The organism is Nguyenibacter vanlangensis (assembly GCF_038719015.1).
Classification (GTDB): Bacteria; Pseudomonadota; Alphaproteobacteria; order Acetobacterales; family Acetobacteraceae; genus Gluconacetobacter; species Gluconacetobacter vanlangensis.
In genome coordinates this window covers 2,469,750-2,486,738 of record NZ_CP152276.1, presented here as the reverse complement: position 1 = coordinate 2,486,738, position 16,989 = coordinate 2,469,750, and the positions used below count along the sequence as shown (strand labels likewise).

Here is a 16,989-nt window from a genome sequence, read left to right as displayed (position 1 = left end):
CCGACAGGGGGGGAGCGACCAGGGGGCGGCATGACCGAACGCGATGGCTTCTGAATTGGTCGCGGTGCTGATCGCGGTCAGCGATGACCGGCCGATGGTGCTGACGCTGGGCGCGGGGCGGCATTTGCCGGCGGGACCGCTGGAAGCGGGGCACCGCTCGCTGCAGACCGGGCTGCGTCTGTGGGTCGAGCGCCAGACCGGCCATGTGCTGGGCCATGTCGAGCAATTATACACGTTTGCCGATGCCCCAGGTGCTGATACCCCAGGTGCTGATACCCCAGGCGTCGATGCCCCGGCCGACCGGACGATCCTGATTTCCTACCTGGCACTGACGCGGATCGACCGCGATGAGCCCGGGTGGCGCGACTGGTACGCCTATTTCCCCTGGGAGGACCAGCGGGCGCCGGAGGGCAGGGCCCTGGTGGCGCGCATCGCCGCGCGGCTGGCGGACTGGGCGCGGCAGGGACCGCCGGCGCTGCGCGAGCCCCGGTCGCAGCGGATCGCCCTGACCTTCGGCCTGGAGGGGCTGGGCTGGGACGACGAACTGGTGCTGCAGCGCTATGAATTGCTGTGGGAGGCCGGGATGGTGCCGGAATCCGCGCCGCCCGGCGGCGCCGTGGTGCCCGGGCTGGGCATGGCGGGCGACAGCCGGCGCATCCTGGCCACGGCGATGGCGCGGCTGCGCGCCAAGATCCGCTACCGGCCGGTGATCTTCGAACTGATGCCGGACAGTTTCACGCTGCTGCACCTGCAGCGCACGGTCGAGGCCGTGGCCGGCCAGGCCATGCACAAGCAGAATTTCCGCCGGCTGATCACCCAGCAGGACCTGGTGGAGGAAACGGCGGAGTTCGCTCCCGAGACCAGGGGCCGGCCGGCAAGGCTGTTCCGGTTCCGCCGCGAGGTGATCGGCGCGCGGCGCATCACCGGGTCGAAGCTGCCGCTAAGCCCGTTGAGGTAGGCCCTGGGAAATAGGCCCCGGGAAATAGGCCCGGGGAAATTAGCCCGGATGCTCACGGATATGTTCACGATGACAATCCATTGGAAACGGTCATGTTTCCACGCGCGGGGCGGAAAGGACGCCGCCCGCCCCCTGCAATCGGCTTGACGCAGGGGCATATCGGGGGAAACAAGACGCGTGCGTCGTTGTGGCCCATTTATACTCATATGGAGTATAAATGATGAAGGAGCCGATCATGCCCGATAGCCTCGTTCCCGATAGCCTCGCTGCCCCATCCAGGCTGGACCTGCTGTACGAGCGGGTCGCCCGCGTCGTGCCGCGCATGGAATGGGCGCTGTTCGCCGACGATATCGCCGCCATCCTGGAGCTGAAGCGCCGGCGCCGCGCGGTGATCCTGGCGCACAACTACCAGACGCCCGAGATCTTCCACTGCATCGCCGACATCCGCGGCGACAGCCTGGCCCTGGCGCGCGAGGCGCAGGGACTGGACGCCGAGGTGATCGTCATGGCCGGCGTGCATTTCATGGCCGAGACGGCCAAGCTGCTGAACCCGGAAAAGACGGTGCTGATCCCGTCGCTGCAGGCCGGCTGCTCGCTGGCGGATTCGATCACGGCGGAGAATGTCCGGGCCCTGCGCCGCGCCCATCCCGGCGTGCCGGTCGTGACCTATGTGAACAGCTCGGCCGAGGTGAAGGCCGAAAGCGACATCTGCTGCACCTCGGCCAATGCTCGGCGCATCGTCGAGAGCCTGGGCGTGGAGCGGGTGATCATGATCCCGGACGAATTCCTGGCCCGCAACGTGCAGAAGGAAACCGGGATCGAGATGATCACCTGGGCCGGGCATTGCGAGGTGCATGAGCGCTTCACCCCCGGCGAGATCCGCGCCTGGCGCGAGGAAAACCCCGACGTCGCGGTGCTGGCCCACCCGGAATGCCCGCCCGAGGTGGTGGCCGAGGCCGATTTCTCGGGATCGACCGCCGCGATGTCGGATTTCGTGGCGCGCGGCACGCACCGCAAGGTGCTGCTGGTGACCGAATGTTCCATGAGCGACAATCTGGCGGCGTCGCACCCCGCGGTGGACTTCGTCCGGCCATGCAATCTGTGCCCGCATATGAAGCGGATCACCCTGCCGGCGATCCGCCGGGCGCTGGAAACCATGGGTCATGAGGTGACCATCCCGCCGCATCTGGTCGCGGGGGGCCGCCGCGCCGTGGAACGGATGCTGGCCGCATGACCGGCGGCACCATGCCCGGCCCGTCCGGCCTGGCCGGACAGGTGGTCGTTGCCGGGGCGGGGCTGGCCGGGATGGCGGTCGCCCTGCGGATGCGGCGGCCCTGCATCCTGCTGTCGCCGGCGCCGCTGGCGCGCGACGCCGCCAGCACGCTGGCCCAGGGCGGGATCGCCGCGGCGATCGGCCCCGGCGACGGCCCGGCGCTGCATGCGCGCGACACGCTGGCGGTCGGCGCCGGGCTGTGCGACCCGGCCGTGGTCGCGGCGGTCACCGCCGCCGCGCCGGGGGCGATCGCGGCTCTGCAGGCGCTGGGCGTGATCTTCGACGTGGGCGCGGACGGGGCGCCGGACCTGCATCTCGAGGCCGCGCATTCCCGCCCGCGCATCGCCCATGCCGCGGGCGACGGCACCGGCGCCGAGATCATGCGCGCCCTGGCGGCGCAAGTGCGCGCCACGCCGCGCATCACCGTGCTCGAAGGTGCCGCGCTGCGGCGCGTGCTGGTGCAGGGGGGGCGGGTCGCGGGCGTGCGGATCGCCCATGCGGGGGGCGACGCCGTCCTGCCGACCGGCGCCTGCGTGATCGCGACCGGCGGGGTGGGGGCCCTGTTCCCGGTGACCACCAGCCCGCCGGGCGGCCTGGGGCACGGTCTGGCCTGCGCGGCGCGGGCCGGGGCCGTGCTGCGCGACCTGGAATTCGTGCAGTTCCACCCGACGGCGCTGGCGGCCGGGGCGGAGGACGCGGGCGGCGCGCGCCCGCTGGTCAGCGAGGCGGTGCGCGGCGCGGGGGCGATCCTGGTCGATGAAAGCGGCGCGCGCTTTACCGACGAGCTGGCGCCGCGCGACATGGTGGCGCGCGCGATCGCCGCCCACCTGGCCGCCGGACATCGTGTGATGCTGGACGCCCGGGCGGCGACGGGCGGGCGGTTCGCCGCCCATTTCCCGGCGATCGCCCGGGCCTGCCTGGCGCGGGGCATCGACCCCGACCGGCAGCCGATCCCGGTGCGGCCGGCGGCGCATTACCATATGGGCGGGATCGAGACCGACCTGAACGGGCGCAGCACCGTCCCCGGCCTGTGGGCGTGCGGCGAAGCGGCGTCGACCGGGCTGCACGGCGCCAACCGGCTGGCCAGCAATTCGCTGCTGGAAGCCTTCGTCTGCGGCGGCTTCGTGGCGCGGGACCTCGACGGCGCCATCCTGCAGACGCAGCACCTGGAGACGCCGCACCTGCCGGCCGGCACGGACGACCCGGCGGGCCCGCCGGCGGCCCTGGGCATCGAACCGGCGGATATCCGGGCCGGGATCGGCCGGGCCGCCGGCATCCTGCGCGATGCCGGGGGGCTGGCGCGGGCGGCGCGCGCGCTGGCGCCGCACGCGGCGCACGACGACCGGGCGCTGGTCGGGGCGATGCTGTGCCTGTCGGCGCTGCTGCGGCGCGAAAGCCGGGGCGCGCATTGCCGCCGCGATTACCCCATGACGGCGGCACGCGCCGTCCATACCCGCCTGACGCTGGACGAGGCGATGGCGATGCTGGTCGCGATGCCGGCCGCGATGCCGATCGACTTGGCGGAATCCGACTTGGCGGAATCCGAACAGCCTGCCGATGGAATGCTCGTGCCATGATGCCTGTGTCTCTCCCTTCGTCTCCCCTCCTGTCCCCCTTGCCCGACCTGATGCTGGAGCCGCTGGTCCGTACCGGATTGCTCGAGGATCTGGGCTGCGGCGGCGACCTGACGACCGATGCGCTGGCGGTGCCGGGCCGGATGGCCCATGCCGCCTTGGTGTCCCGGCAGGAAGGCGTGGTCGCCGGGCTGTCGCTGGCGCGGCTGGCCTTTACGCTGCTGGACCCGTCGGTCCGCTTCGCCGTCGAGCGGCCGGACGGCAGCGCCGTGGCGCCGGGCACGCGCATCGCACGCATCAGCGGCCCGGCGGCGGCGGTTCTGGGCGGCGAGCGGGTGGCGCTGAATTTCCTGTCGCACCTGTCCGGGATCGCCACCGCCACCGCCGGGATCGTCCGCGCCGTCGCGGACACCCGGGCGCGCGTGTGCTGCACCCGCAAGACCCTGCCGGGGCTGCGGGCGATCCAGAAATATGCCGTGCGGGCGGGCGGCGGGTCCAACCACCGGTTCCGGTTGGACGACGCGATCATGATCAAGGACAACCACATCGCCCTGGCCGGCGGCGATGTCGGCCGCGCGCTGGCGGCGGCCCGGGCACGGGCCGGACATCTGGTCAGCATCGAGCTGGAGGTCGATACGCTGGACCAGTTGGACGCGGCGCTGCGGGCCGGCGGGGCGGATGCGTATCTGCTGGACAACATGGCGCCGGCGCAGTTGCGCCGGGCGGTGGCGATGGTCGATGGCCGCGCCCTGACCGAGGCGTCGGGCGGGATCACCCCGGACACCGCGCCCGCGATCGCCGCGACGGGGGTGGATATCCTGTCGGTGGGCTGGCTGACCCATACGGTGCGGGCGCTGGATATCGGGCTGGACGACGACCCCGGCGCCGCATAAGCGTGCCGGCCCGCCCTTGATCGCCACGCCCCATGCCCGCATCATGATGCGGATGCAAAGGGGCCAGGCAATGAACGCGATCCAAGACCCGGCCCCAGACTCGGCCCAAGACCCGGCCGCGCCGACCAGGCTGGATGCGCCGCTGCTGCGCATCGCCATGGTGGTGGTGATCGGCACGGTGATGTCGATCCTGGATACCACGGTGGTCAATGTGGCGATCAAGGATCTGGCGCGGATCTTCGACGTCTCGCTGGCGACGATGCAGTGGGTGTCGACCGGCTACATGCTGGCGCTGGCGACCGTGATTCCGCTGACCGGCTGGGCGGCCGACCGGTTCGGCACCAAGCGGCTGTACATGACGTCGATCCTGCTGTTCCTGGCCGGATCGGCCCTGTCCGGCGCGGCATGGTCGCCGGCGACGCTGATCCTGTTCCGCGTGCTGCAGGGATTCGGCGGCGGGATGATCACCCCGGCCGGGATGACGATCCTGCGCCATGCGGCGGGGCCGCGGCGGATCGCGCGGCTGATGGGCATCATCGGCGTGCCGATGCTGCTGGGGCCGATCTTCGGGCCGGTCCTGGGCGGCTGGCTGGTCGATGACGCGTCATGGCGCTGGATCTTCTTCATCAACCTGCCGATCGGCGCGGTGGGGCTGTATGCGGCGGCGCGGATCCTCCCGCCCGACCAATCCAAGGCGCGCCACGCGCTGGACTGGCCCGGGCTGCTGCTGGTATCGCCGGGGCTGGCGATCTTCGTCTTCGGCCTGGCGCGGGTCACCGCGGCGGGAAACCTGTCCGGCCTGTCCGGCGACGGATGCGTCGCCCTCGGGCTGGTCCTGATCGGCGGCTTCGTGCTGCATGCGCTGCGCAGGGAAGACCCGCTGATCGACATGCGGCTGTTCGGCCGGCGGACCTTCGGCGCGGCGGCGCTGACGACCTTTCTGTTCGGAACGGCATTTTTCGGCATTTCCCTGATACTGGCCCTGTATTTCCAGTTGGTGCGCGGGGCGCCGGCGCTGGATGCCGGCCTGCTGCTGGCGCCGCAGGGTTTCGGCGCCATGCTGTCCATGCCCATCGCCAGCCGGCTGGTGGACCGGATCGGCCCCGGCAAGGTCGTTCTGGCCGGGCTGGCGCTGGTGGGGCTGGCGATGCTGAGCCTGGCCGGGATCGCCGGGACGACGCCGTTCTGGTGGATCGAGCCGACCCTGTTCGTCAGCGGGCTGGGCATGGGGGCCACCATGATGCCGGCGATGAGCGCGGCGCTCGCGGACCTGCAGCACCACGAAATCGCCCGGGCGACGAGCGGCCTGAACGTGGTGCAGCGGGTCGGCGGATCGATCGGCACCGCGCTGCTGACCGTGATCCTGACGCAGCAGATGGGCGGCCGCGACGGGCACGGGGCGGACCCGGTGACGCTGGGCCCGGCATTCGGCCATACGTTCCGCTGGTCTTTCGCGCTGGTCGTGATGGCGATGATCGCCGCCCTGTTCCTGCCGCGATCGCGAAGCGGCCGGCCGGCCGGAGAGCAGCCGGGCGCGGAACCGGCTGTCCTGGGGTCGAAACGCCCGAGCGGCGCATGACGTGGCGCGCGCCGCCGCGTGACGGCCCCGCCGGGCCTACTGGACGAATGGCCGGATCGTGGTACGACGGTAGCCGATGATTAACAAACTGCTATCCGTTCACGATCTGTGGCTGGTCCTGATGGCGTCGCTGGTCTGCGCGAACGGGTCCTGGGCGTCGATCAGCCTGTTCGACCGGGCCACCCGGACGAACGGCACGCGCCAGGCGGCATGGCAGGTCCTGACTGCGATCGCCGCGGGCACCACGGTCTGGTGCACGCATTTCGTTGCCATCCTGGCCTTCAATCCCGGCGTTCCGGTCACGTTCGACACCGACCTGACCATGCTGTCGCTGTTGCTGGCGATGCTGGGGGCGGGGCTGGGGTTCGTCATCGCCAGCATGGCGTCCGGCCCGGCGATGCCCCTGATCGGCGGGATCGGGATGGGGCTGGCGATCGCGGGGATGCATTATACCGGGCTGCGCGCCTATCAGGTCCAGGGGACGGAGATCTGGAATCTGCCGCGCGTGATGCTGTCGGTGCTGCTGGCCGCGACCTGCAGCGCGGGGGCGCTGCATTTTGCCGTGCGGTCCGGGCGGACCAGCCGCCTGATCGCCAGCCTCCTGGTCGGTGGCGCGCTGATCGGCCTGCATGTCCTCAGCATCGATGCGCTGCGTATCGTGCCGGCGGCCGCACCCGGCGGCGCCATGAAGCCGGGCACGTTCCAGGCGCTGGCGGTGGCCGTGACGATGGGGGCGATCGGCGTGTTCGGCACGGCGCTGGCCTGCAACCTGATCGACGATTCCACCCGCGCCGAATCGTACGACAAGATCCTGAAGATGGCGCTGAACGACAGCCTGACCAACCTGCCGAACCGCGCCAGCTTCACCCAGGCCCTGGAACGCGCGTTGCAAAAGGCCGAATTGACCGGCGGCCGGCTGGCGCTGGCGACCATCGACCTGGACCGCTTCAAGGAGATCAACGACGTCTGGGGGCATCCGGCCGGCGATGACGCGCTGCGGCTGATCGCCGAGCGCATGCGGGCCTGCCTGCGGCCGGGGGAATTCGTCGCCCGGGTCGGCGGGGACGAATTCGCTGCGATCCTGCATGTCCCCGATCAGGCGACGCTGGAGGATTTCCTGGCGCGGATCGATGCGGCGCTGAAACAGCCGATCCGCGTCGACGACCGCGACGTGGCCACCGGGGGCAGCGTCGGCGTCGCGTTCTATCCGGAAAATGCGGCCAGCGCGCAGGCGCTGATCCATAACGCCGACTTGGCGATGTATCGGGCCAAGAGGGACCCGATGCGGCGCGTCTGCTTCTACGACCGCGAGATGGACGAGGCGGCGCGCCTGCGCAAGCGCCTGGCGTCGGACCTGCGGACGGCGCTGAAGCAGGAGGAATTCACCCTGCACTACCAGGTGCAGACCGCTGTGCCGACCGGCGAGATCTGCGGCTACGAGGCGCTGCTCCGCTGGTACCACCCGGAACTGGGCGAGATCGCCCCCGCGGAATTCATCGCCCTGGCCGAGGAGAACGGCCTGATCGTCGCGATCGGCGACTGGTCGCTGCGCGCCGCCTGCGCCGAGGCCGCGACCTGGAACCCGCCCTACAAGATTTCGGTCAATCTTTCACCGTCGCAGTTCGTCCATCCGGATCTGCCCGAGAAGATCGCGGCGATCCTGGCCGAGACCGGCCTGGACCCGTCGCGGCTGGAACTGGAGCTGACCGAGGAGACCATCGTGGTGGACAAGGCGCGCGCGCTGCTGACCGTGCGGCGGATCAAGGCGATGGGCGTGACCATCGCGCTGGATGATTTCGGCACCGGCTATTCGTCGCTGGATACGCTCCGGTCCTTTCCGTTCGACCGGATCAAGCTGGACCGGTCCTTCGTCCAGGACCTGGAAACCAACCCGCAGGCGACGGCGATCGTCCGGGCGGTGCTGTCCCTGGGCAAGAGCCTGAATATTCCGATCCTGGCGGAAGGGATCGAAACCTCCGGGCAATTGACGATCCTCAGCGCGGAAGGATGCGACGCGGTCCAGGGCTATTTCCTGGGACGGCCGGCAACGCCGCGCCAGATCGTCGAAAGCGGGGCGATCATCCGCCACGCGCCGCTGCCGGCCTGAAACCCGCTGCGCCGTCGCGGCACCCTTGCCCCAAAAAAACGGGCCGGCCCGTTGCGCGCCGCAATGCGGCTGAACAACGGACCGGCCCGCACGCTGCGGATCCGGCGGGGTGGACCCCGCCGGTCCCCGATCAGCGCTTGCTGAACTGGAAGGAACGGCGGGCCTTGGCGCGGCCGTACTTCTTGCGCTCGACCACGCGGGGGTCGCGGGTCAGGAAGCCGGCGGCCTTCAGGATGCCGCGCAGCGTGGGCTCGTAATGGGTCAGCGCGCGGCTGATGCCGTGACGGACCGCGCCGGCCTGGCCCGACAGCCCGCCGCCGGTGACCGTGCAATACACGTCGAACTGGTTGTAGCGGTCGGCCACCAGGAAGGGCTGGGTGATCAGCATGCGCAGGACGGGACGCGCGAAATAGGTCCCGACCGGGCGGCCGTTCACGGTGATGTCGCCCTTGCCCGGCTTGATCCAGACGCGGGCCACGGCGTCCTTGCGGCGGCCGGTGGCGTAGGAACGGCCCTGCGCGTCGCGCTTGGGCTCATAGACCGGGGCTTCCTGCGTGGCGGCGACCTGGCCGGAGGCGACGACGCCCTTCAGGTCGGCCAGCGTGCCTGTACGCTCTTGGGTTTCGGACATGATGCTCAGGCCCCGATCTTCTGGGAGTTGACGGTGTTCTTGCGGTTCAGCGCCGCGACGTCCAGCGTCCTGGGCTGCTGGCCGGCATGCGGGTGCTCGGTGCCCGCATAGACGTACAGATGCTTCATCTGCTGGCGCTGCAGGGGGCCGCGGGTGATCATCCGCTCGACCGCCTTGGTCACCACATGGCCGGGGTTCTTGCCCTCCAGGCGCTGGGTGATCGTGCGCTCCTTGATACCGCCCGGATAGCCGGTGTGGTAGTGGAACAGCTTCTGCCCGACCTTGTTGCCGGTCAGGCGCACCTTCTCGGCGTTGATGACGACGATGTTATCGCCGCAATCGACGTGCGGGGTGAATTGCGGCTTGTGCTTGCCGCGCAGGCGCTGCGCGATGATGGCGGCGAGACGGCCGAGAACGAGCCCTTCGGCATCGATCAGAATCCAGTCCCGTGTCACCTCCGCGGGCTTCAGCGAGGGGGTGGTCTTCATCTGTATGTGTTCCGTCTGATAATAGGAGCGGTAACGGGTGGCGCGTTATCCTAGGCGTCGGGCGCCCAGTCAAGATTAAAACGGATTTTTGCGCCGATTTTTCGGGGTTTTCGCGGACGGTATCCCAATACCGCATTGTGCCCGGGGCGTTGCCCGGGCGGATGAAATTGCTAGAAGACACCTGACAGGCCATTAGCGGATCCATGAGCGGATGACGTACCGGTGAAAAAACTTCTCTCTGCCCTGCTGCTGCTGATCATCATCCTGATCGTGGGGGGGCTGGGCCTGCGGCATTTCGCCCAGAGGCGGATGGAATCGGCCATTGCCGACCTGCGCACCGCCATCGGCCCGAACGCCAGCTTCACCTACGCCACCGCGACTCCGCGGATGCTGGCCCTGGGCGCGCGCTTCACCTCGGTCAGCTATCGCGATCCGACCGTGACGGTGACCGCGTCCGACGCCGTGGTGGGGCGGGTGACGGGGACGGCGCTGGGCGGCCAGCGCTTCGGCCATATCCTGCTGCATGACGTCCAGGTCATGCAGCCGGGGGTGACCGCGACGATCGCGTTGCTGGAACTGGACGGGCTGGTGCTGCCCAATGGCGGCCCCGCCCGGCCCGACGGGTCGGAAGCGCCGCCGCGTCTGGATTCGGTGCTGCTGGACAAGGGTGGGATGCGCGGCCTGCACGTGGCGGCGCCGGCCAGCCAGCTCGACCTGACGATCGACCGGGCCGCGATCGCCCAGTACGGGCTGGGCCGCATGTCGCATCTCGACCTGAACGCGCTGTCGCTGCAGATCAACCTGGCGCCGCGCCGCCATGTCGCGATCGGCCGTCTGCGGGTGGACGGCCCGGATTTCGCCGGGCAGATCGCCAGCCTGGTGCAGAGCGGCCATATGGTCCATGCCGTGGGCCACCGCCATTTCGACGTGTCGGGCCTGGCCGTCGACGCGGCGGCGCCGCTGCTGCGGATCGGGCATCTGCTCATCGACCACGAGGCGACGGCGAACCAGGACGAGGTCGAGACGACGGTGACGGACCTGTCCGCCTGGCCGATGCCGCCGCGGGACCAGTCCGTGCTGCACATGATCGGCTATGACCATTTTGCCGGAATGATCCACGCCCTGACCACCGTCGAGCGCCAGAGCGGGCAGATGAGCCTGCACCCGCTGGTGATCGACGCCCCCGGGATGGGGCGCGTGACGATCCTGGCCGACCTGGACCAGATCCCGGTCGACGACCCGATGAGCCTGATGGACACCGCGCGCATCGTCTCGGCGACGATCGACTGGCAGGACCGATCCCTGGCCGGCCACGTGCTGGACGGGCTGGCCCGCAGCCGCGGCATGGAACCCGATGCCTATCGCCGGCAGGTCATCGGCAATCTGGACGCGTCGCCGGACCCCTCGATGCAGGCGCTGGGCCGGTTCCTGGCCGCCCCCGATCGCAGGCTGCGGATCGCGCTGCGGCCGCCCCGGCCGCTGAACCTGCTGATGCTGGGCGTGGCGCTGTCGATGGCGGGCGACCCGGCGACCGCCGGGATGCTGGGCCTGTCGGCCAGCACGCCGTGACTCCGGCGGCGGCGGCGCCGGCGGGGCCGGTGCATGTGGTGGGCGCGTCGGGGCGCTCGGGCGCCGCGCTGTGCCGCGCCCTGCTGGCGCGGCGGGTGCCGTTCGTGCCGGTGGTGCGCGACGCTGCGCGCTGGCGGACCACCGGCCTGCCGGGCGAGCCGCGCGTGGCCGACCTGGCCGGCCCGCCGGCGCCGCTGGCCCGGGCGCTGGAGGACGCGGCGCGGGTGGCCGGCACGGCCCATGCCCGCCATGTCCCGGCCCTGCTGGCGGCGATGCCGCGGGGCGCCATGCTGGCCTGCCTCGGCAGTACGCGGAAATTCACCCGCTGGCCCGACGCGCACGGCGACGGGGTGCTGGCGGGCGAGGCCGCATTGCTGGGATCGGGCCGCGCGGGGGTGATCCTGCACCCCACCATGATCTATGGCGCGCAGGGCGAGAACAATGTGCAGCGCCTGGCCGCGCTGCTGCGCCGCCTGCCGGTGATTCCGCTGCCCGGGGGCGGGCGCGCCCTGGTGCAGCCGATCCATCAGGACGACGTGACGCGCAGCCTGCTGGCGGCGCTCGAACGGCGGTGGGACGGGCCGCATGCCCTGGTGATCGCGGGGGGGACGGCCCTGTCTTATCGCGCGTTCGCGGCACTGGTGGCGCGCGCCGCCGGATTGCGTCCCCGCCCGGTGCTGACGGTGCCGGCCTGGGCGATGATGGCGGCGGCGCGCGCCACGCGCATCCTGCCCGGCCTGCCCGCGGTCGGACGCGCGGAAATCCGTCGCCTGCTGGAAGACAAGGCGTTTTCGACCGAGGCGATGGTGCGGGAACTGGGCGTCGTGCCGATCGGCCTGGAAGACGGGCTGGCGCAATTGTTCGGCCGGGCCGCCCGTGCGGACCGGTCATGAAGAGATGCGTTCAAAGGGAAACGCTGGGGCGAACGACGGGGCTCGAACCCGCGACATCCAAGACCACAACCTGGCGCTCTGCCAACTGAGCTACGTCCGCCACAGCGGGCTGTGATGTAGAGAAGCGCGTCCGGCCCGTCAATCGCCCTTCATGCGGGCGGGACAAAAAAACCGCCGCGACGAACGCGGCGGACCATTGGGGGATTATCCGCGCGATTGGGCGACGAAGGGAAGGCCGCCCGAAGGCGCCCTTCCCCCTGTCCCGCCGCCGGATCAGGCCGCGATGGTCATGCCCTGCGTCGAATCGACGTTATAGAAAGTGATCGTGTGCTGGTTCTGCAGGTCCAGCACCAGGTTGCCGCCCGAGATGGACATCCCGGTGACCCCTTGGATGGTCGCCATGTCCTTGGCGCCGTCGAAGCCGTAGATCATCGAATTGCCGAGGCCCGAGCCGAAATTCAGGTCGGCGGCGGCCGATGCGGCGACGTTGGCCCAGACGCCCGTCGGGTCGTCTGCCGTCAGGTCCATGTTGCCGGCGCCGGCCGTAATCGCGGCGCTGCTTTCATTGCCCAGCGTGATGTAGTCGGTGGCCGCGCCGCCGGTGAAGGTCAGCGAACCGCCGCTCTGCTGGCTGCCGACATAGGTTTCGGCCGTCCAGCCGATCGACTGGCTGGCATCGATCGTCATGGTGCCGGTGCCGCCATAGAACGTGTCGAAGCCGCCGGTGGTCGAGGCGACGTTGACGTCGGCGCCGTTCATATGGATGTCGTCGTTGCCCAGCGAATTGATGGTGGTCGTCTGGCCCGCTCCGCCCAGGTTCAGCGTGGTGTCCCGGCCGGTATAGAGCAGGTCCGTCTGGCCCGAGACCGTCACGTCGGCATGGGCGTTGCCCTGGTTGTCCACGCTGTCCAGGTTGCCCGCGCCGCCTTCGGCCGTGATGTTGACCTGGTCGGCCGAATCATAGGTGCCGCCGGTGATATAGGCATAGGAACTGCTGGTGCCGGGTTCCGACCCCAGGGTCAGGTTGGTGGTGCCGGCAGCGGCGATGCCGGTCATCGCCCCGCCCAGGATGGTCGTCGTCGCACCGCTGGATTCGGCGACCTGCAGGCTGCCCGTATCGCCCGAGGCGTTGTTGACGATCATGCTGTCGGCGTCGCCGGTCAGCACGCTGGTGTCGCCCGCGCCGCCATTGACGACCAGGTTCTGCACGCCCGCGCTGTTGCCGCCCCCGCTGTTGTCGCCCCCGCTGTTATCGATCGTTTCCGCCGTGCCGGCCGGCGCGGCGTTGGTCACGATCGCGGTGTTGCCGCTGCTGCCCGGGGCGCTCGTCAGCACCATGTCCTGCGCCTGGGGATTGCCGCTGGCGTCGGTGCCCACCGAATAGCTGCCGAAGCCCTGCACCGTTTCGCCGACCGTGGTCTGGGCCGGGGCCTGGGGGGCCTGGCCGGTGATCGCGGGCATCAGCGTGCTGGTCTGGTTGGTGTCGTTCAGGATGTCCTGGACGTACCAGCTCGCGGTGACGGGTTCGGACGAGGTGCTCTCGATCGGCTGGCCGGTCGCCCAGTCATAGGATTCGCCCGGCGGCGTGCCGCCATTGTCATAGGCCTGGTCGATCCAGTCCAGGCTGTTGCTGGTATAGGTCTGGTCGCCCTGGTCGTGCGACAGGATGCTGGCATAGGACGACATCTGCGGCCAGGACGGCGACAGGCCATGGGCTTCGTACGTGCCGCCCGGGCTCCATTGCGACGACTGGTAGAACGTGTCGTTCTGATAGCGCGAGATGCCGTAATTGTCCTGCGTCAGCGCATTCTGCACCGCCGCGTCGTTCTCGACCGCATAGGTGCTGGTCGGCGAGACCAGGCCGAGCACCGCGGCGATGTTGGTATCCGCGTCGATCGTGTCGTCGACCGTGCCGTTGGGATTCAGCATTTCGACGAAATGGCCTTCCTGCGCGTTCCACAGGCCGGGCTGCGCCGCGGTCGTGGGGCGGAGGATCGCCTGCTGGATCGTCTGCGCGCCGGTGGCCCAGCTCTGGCCCAGGTTGCCCTCGCCCAGGGCGGACGCCATCTGGGCGGCGGCGTTCAGGCCCTCGGCATACGTCACCTGCGTGAAGGTGTGATAGCCGTACATATCCTCCCAGATCGAATAGTCGGCCGGGCCGAGACCGTTGGCGCCGATATTCTCGCTGATCCAGTTCGCCGAGTTGACCAGCGCCTGGCGCACGGTCGGGTCGGTGATGAAGGATTGCGCGGCCGCCGTGTCGCCCTGGGAGAGCAGTTGCTCGTAATGGCGGTAGGAGCCGATCAGGAACAGGCCCTGCGAATCGTTTTCGGGCGCGACGAAGCCGATCGGCAGGTTCTGGTCGAATTCGCCGTAATTGGTCGAGAACGTGCCCGCCGCGTTGCCGCTATAGGTCGCGTTCATGCCGTTCTGCTGAACGGACGCCATCCAGCGCCAGAACTTGTCGGCCTCGCTGGTCAGGCCGGCATCGTCCAGGCCGATGGCGGTGGCCGCGCTGTCGCGCACCCAGACCTTGTATTGATAGGACGGATTGGTGGCCGCCATGAACGAGCCGAACTCGGGGCTCTGGGCCTGGAGGATGTTGATCAGGCTGCTGCGATAGGCATCGCGCAGCGACGTGCTGTCGACATTATTGAGCGTCTGGCCGTCGACGGCGGTCGCGGCCTGGCCGCCGACGGCGACGTCGGAGGACGAGCCGGCGAGGTTATAGGCCTGATTCAGCGTCTGGTCCCAGGCATTGGCGGTCTGGGTGATCCAGGAATTGGCGGCGGCGGTGCCGGACTGGTCGGTAAGCTGGGAAGTCGCCGGGGCGGACGTGCCCGCCGGATTGGTCGCCAGGTCCAGGTTCGCGTCCAGTTGGCTCAGGCTGGTGGCGGTGGTGATGTAGTAATCCAGCGTGACCGTCTGGCCCGCATTCAGCGTGACGTCGGCCGAGGATTCGCCCACCGAGATCCCGGTGCCGGACGCGCTGCTGTCGCTGCCCAGCATCGTGCCGTTATTTTCGAACCCGCCGACGATCCCCTGGTCGGGCGCGTTCAGCGACGGATTGCCGCTGGCGCCGGACGCAAGCTGATAGTCGCCGCGGACATCGGTGCCGTCGGTGCCGGCGGCATGCTGGGCGCCGTCCGGCTGATAGGCGCCGATCGCCATATAGAGCGGCGCCTTGCCGCTGCCCTGGCTTTCCTGGACGATCCAGGCATTGTGGGCGGAATCCCAGGTGGCGCTTTCCTGCTCGCCGGCGTTCAGGCCGGTGGCGTTCATCACGTCCCATACCAGCGGCTGGGTGCCGGTGGCCTGTTCGTTGGTCAGCGAAAGCTGCTCGACGATCAGGTCCTGGTTCGGAACGGTGGCATAGGCGGCCTGGATCTGCACCGGCAGGGCCTGGCCGGTCGGCGAATAGGCGCCGTAATTGACATGCAGGACGCCGTTCTGGTCGAAGCTTTCGTTCGACTTGAAATAGGGCGCATAGGTCTGCGCCGTATCGCCGGGGGTGACGTCGCGGAACCAGATGGCGTTGTAGTTGAGCTGGTTCAGCTCGTCATTGCTGCCGACGTGCAATTCCGACAGGCTGGGGCCGAAGGTCCATTGCTGTTCCGGCGCCATGCTCTCGCCCTGCACGAAGGCCTGCAGGTCGGTCATGTTGTTCATCGCCAGGGACTGCGCCGAAGTTTCCTGCGACGGCTGCGAACCGGGCGTGATCGTCGTGGTGCCGAGCGTGAAGGCCGGGCTGGCCTGCAGGGCGGATTCAGGCACCGCGGTCAGGCCGTTGACGGTATCGCCGGTCCGGTTGCTCAGCGAGATCGCATTCAGACCCTGGTTCAGATAGACCGTGGTGGTGGCGCCGCCGGTCGAGGTCCCCGGAGTCTGGTCGAATTCGACCAGTCCGGGCGCGTCCTTGCCGTTGATCGTCAATTGCTGGTACGCCGGCGCATCGGCCGTGTTCTGGTAGGAGAAATCGAACGTGTAGTAACCGGCGGCCGGCGCCAGATAGTTGAAGCCGATGCCCGACGGCGTCGCGTCGGTCGCGACGGGTTCGGGACCCGCCGCCATTGCGACGAAATCGGCCGCGTTCACGTAGGCCATGCCGTCAAGCGTGTAATCCGCTGGTGTAAACTGGTCATTTGTATTGTCAGACACGACACTGTTCCCTGTGCAGTTGTCCTTGTACCGTTTCGCGCTGGATACGGTATCCGGAACCACGTCCGGCGGGGAAATGGTATCGGACATTTCGCGACAGTAAAAGCACGTATCGGATAATTTTTGGAAATTTACTTTATTATTCTATATTTTTAACTTTCTTCATATCCGGATTCGTATTCCAGCACCGAACGTCCCGCATCCTGCGGGCTGTCCTGATTCGTCGTTATTTTATTTGTATTTGTATAATTTCCGGCAGCGGCGCGTCCGTCCGTCCGGACGGGGCGCGGGGGGCGTGAAGGTCAGGAAGGAGAGGGATGTATCGTCCTGTTCCGATCGGTCATTGATATATCTTGTCCTTTATCGTTCGCACCGCCCCGGTGGGCGAAATGACGGTGCTCGTGCCGTCACCGTTGGGAATGATGACGGCGCGTCCGGCGGCGGGTGCATGGCCGGCGTCGGAAAAATCGGGCGTTTTCGTCCTGGGGACGGGATTGGTCGCGATCTGCACGCCGTTGCGGATCTCGGCGTCCTCGCCCAGGCTGAGGCTTTCGCCGGGCTGCAGTTCGGCCTGCACCGCCGGCCCGGCCATGGCCGGCCCCCCGGCGCCGGACAGGATCTCGGACGCGGAGGGCCAGATATTGCCCGGTTCGGGCACAATCGGCGCGGCCGCGACCGTCTCGCCGCGCACACGGCGGAGATTTTCGGCCGCGCCGTGCGGCGCATTCGGATTGGCGCCCGGGAAACTGCCCGGGAAACTTATCGTATCGGACGCGAATTTTCCGATTCCCGAACAGGCGGACAGCAGGGACAGCGCCGCCATGGGCAGGACGGCGCGAAACGCCGTGCGTCGGTCCATCATGCCG

Annotated in this window: 12 protein-coding genes and 1 tRNA gene; 8 read left to right on the top strand and 5 right to left on the bottom strand. The window is 69.1% G+C overall.

Annotated features, from left to right (window positions below):
• The first annotated feature begins 43 nt into the window (after positions 1 to 43).
• The 6 genes from AAC691_RS11525 to AAC691_RS11500 all read left to right on the top strand — a co-directional run bounded on the left by AAC691_RS11525 (position 44) and on the right by AAC691_RS11500 (position 8,384).
• Positions 44 to 958 carry an NrtR DNA-binding winged helix domain-containing protein gene (locus AAC691_RS11525; protein ID WP_342626991.1) on the top strand — a complete coding sequence of 305 codons (915 nt, stop codon included), beginning with the start codon at positions 44 to 46 and terminating at the stop codon, positions 956 to 958.
• A gap of 235 nt (positions 959 to 1,193) precedes the next feature.
• Positions 1,194 to 2,192 carry a quinolinate synthase NadA gene (nadA, locus tag AAC691_RS11520; RefSeq protein ID WP_342626990.1) on the top strand — a complete coding sequence of 333 codons (999 nt, stop codon included), beginning with the start codon at positions 1,194 to 1,196 and terminating at the stop codon, positions 2,190 to 2,192.
• Entirely contained in the window at positions 2,189 to 3,808 is a 1,620-nt protein-coding gene (locus tag AAC691_RS11515) for an L-aspartate oxidase (RefSeq protein WP_342626989.1), read from the top strand. Before nadA ends, AAC691_RS11515 begins: the two co-directional genes overlap by 4 nt.
• Positions 3,805 to 4,698 carry a carboxylating nicotinate-nucleotide diphosphorylase gene (gene nadC / locus AAC691_RS11510; RefSeq protein ID WP_342626988.1) on the top strand — a complete coding sequence of 298 codons (894 nt, stop codon included), beginning with the start codon at positions 3,805 to 3,807 and terminating at the stop codon, positions 4,696 to 4,698. Before AAC691_RS11515 ends, nadC begins: the two co-directional genes overlap by 4 nt.
• A gap of 70 nt (positions 4,699 to 4,768) precedes the next feature.
• On the top strand, positions 4,769 to 6,277 hold the full coding sequence (locus AAC691_RS11505; protein ID WP_342626987.1) for a DHA2 family efflux MFS transporter permease subunit: 1,509 nt from the start codon (positions 4,769 to 4,771) through the stop codon (positions 6,275 to 6,277).
• Between the two features lie 76 nt (positions 6,278 to 6,353).
• Complete coding sequence (locus AAC691_RS11500) at positions 6,354 to 8,384, top strand: EAL domain-containing protein (RefSeq protein ID WP_342626986.1); 2,031 nt, start codon at positions 6,354 to 6,356, stop codon at positions 8,382 to 8,384.
• A gap of 130 nt (positions 8,385 to 8,514) precedes the next feature.
• Here AAC691_RS11500 and rpsI read toward each other — a convergent pair whose 3' ends face one another.
• Both rpsI and rplM read right to left on the bottom strand, forming a co-directional pair.
• On the bottom strand, positions 8,515 to 9,015 hold the full coding sequence (gene rpsI / locus AAC691_RS11495) for a 30S ribosomal protein S9 (RefSeq protein ID WP_176640224.1): 501 nt from the start codon (positions 9,013 to 9,015) through the stop codon (positions 8,515 to 8,517).
• 5 nt (positions 9,016 to 9,020) lie between these two features.
• Positions 9,021 to 9,503: a 50S ribosomal protein L13 gene (gene rplM / locus AAC691_RS11490; protein ID WP_176640225.1), complete on the bottom strand. Its 483-nt coding sequence runs from the start codon at positions 9,501 to 9,503 to the stop codon at positions 9,021 to 9,023.
• Between the two features lie 222 nt (positions 9,504 to 9,725).
• Here rplM and AAC691_RS11485 point away from each other — a divergent pair, with 222 nt between their 5' ends.
• Positions 9,726 to 11,072: a hypothetical protein gene (locus AAC691_RS11485; RefSeq protein ID WP_342626985.1), complete on the top strand. Its 1,347-nt coding sequence runs from the start codon at positions 9,726 to 9,728 to the stop codon at positions 11,070 to 11,072.
• Positions 11,069 to 11,965, top strand: a complete 897-nt coding sequence (locus tag AAC691_RS11480) for an NADH-ubiquinone oxidoreductase (RefSeq protein ID WP_342626984.1) — start codon at positions 11,069 to 11,071, stop codon at positions 11,963 to 11,965. Before AAC691_RS11485 ends, AAC691_RS11480 begins: the two co-directional genes overlap by 4 nt.
• 24 nt (positions 11,966 to 11,989) lie before the next feature.
• Here AAC691_RS11480 and AAC691_RS11475 read toward each other — a convergent pair.
• The 3 genes from AAC691_RS11475 to AAC691_RS11465 form a co-directional block, all read right to left on the bottom strand.
• Positions 11,990 to 12,065, bottom strand: a tRNA-His gene (locus tag AAC691_RS11475).
• A 173-nt stretch (positions 12,066 to 12,238) separates the two neighbouring features.
• Positions 12,239 to 16,123, bottom strand: coding sequence for a glycoside hydrolase family 15 protein (locus AAC691_RS11470; protein WP_342626983.1), 3,885 nt, complete (start codon positions 16,121 to 16,123; stop codon positions 12,239 to 12,241).
• Positions 16,124 to 16,463: 340 nt separating this feature from the next.
• A complete protein-coding gene (locus AAC691_RS11465; protein ID WP_342626982.1) occupies positions 16,464 to 16,985 on the bottom strand; it encodes a hypothetical protein in 522 nt (173 codons plus the stop codon).
• Positions 16,986 to 16,989: the final 4 nt, after the last annotated feature.

What these genes read in the sequence shown, in the direction of transcription:
- rpsI (WP_176640224.1), bottom strand. Translation starts at nt 9,015, where the DNA reads ATGTCCGAAACCCAAGAGCGTACAGGCACGCTGGCCGACCTGAAGGGC.
- nadC (WP_342626988.1), top strand. Translation starts at nt 3,805, where the DNA reads ATGATGCCTGTGTCTCTCCCTTCGTCTCCCCTCCTGTCCCCCTTGCCC.
- AAC691_RS11515 (WP_342626989.1), top strand. Translation starts at nt 2,189, where the DNA reads ATGACCGGCGGCACCATGCCCGGCCCGTCCGGCCTGGCCGGACAGGTG.
- AAC691_RS11500 (WP_342626986.1), top strand. Translation starts at nt 6,354, where the DNA reads ATGATTAACAAACTGCTATCCGTTCACGATCTGTGGCTGGTCCTGATG.
- rplM (WP_176640225.1), bottom strand. Translation starts at nt 9,503, where the DNA reads ATGAAGACCACCCCCTCGCTGAAGCCCGCGGAGGTGACACGGGACTGG.
- AAC691_RS11465 (WP_342626982.1), bottom strand. Translation starts at nt 16,985, where the DNA reads ATGATGGACCGACGCACGGCGTTTCGCGCCGTCCTGCCCATGGCGGCG.
- AAC691_RS11525 (WP_342626991.1), top strand. Translation starts at nt 44, where the DNA reads ATGGCTTCTGAATTGGTCGCGGTGCTGATCGCGGTCAGCGATGACCGG.
- AAC691_RS11505 (WP_342626987.1), top strand. Translation starts at nt 4,769, where the DNA reads ATGAACGCGATCCAAGACCCGGCCCCAGACTCGGCCCAAGACCCGGCC.
- nadA (WP_342626990.1), top strand. Translation starts at nt 1,194, where the DNA reads ATGCCCGATAGCCTCGTTCCCGATAGCCTCGCTGCCCCATCCAGGCTG.